The organism is Pantoea sp. SIMBA_079 (assembly GCF_046940275.1).
GTDB lineage: Bacteria > Pseudomonadota > Gammaproteobacteria > Enterobacterales > Enterobacteriaceae > Pantoea > Pantoea borealis.
The window spans coordinates 1-267 of record NZ_JAWRYR010000388.1 but is presented as its reverse complement, the minus strand read 5'-3'; the positions used below and the strand labels follow the sequence as shown (position 1 = coordinate 267).

Below are 267 nucleotides of genomic sequence, written 5' to 3'. Positions count from 1 at the left end.
ACGCGACCGGCAACTTCGTCAAGATCGCGCAACGCATTCCGGTACGGATCGCGGTGGATCGCGACCAGCCGCTGGCGGCGCGGTTGCGGCCGGGCATGTCGGTGGAGGTCAGTGTGGATACGGGAGCGGGGGAGCGCGCGGCCGACTCGCGGCCTTCGCGCGCGCCCTGAATCCGGGCCCGCCGCGCCTCCGGCGATCGGCGGCAACCGCGGCCTCTCTGACTGGCGATGCGTCGAAAGGCTGCAGGGCGTCGCGCGTCAGTCGCGT

1 pseudogene is annotated in these 267 nt (G+C 72.7%); it reads left to right on the top strand.

The annotated features are described in order from the left end of the window. Positions 1-170: pseudogene (locus tag SB719_RS20485) on the top strand (hypothetical protein); the annotation flags it as partial. Between the last annotated feature and the right edge of the window lie 97 nt (positions 171-267).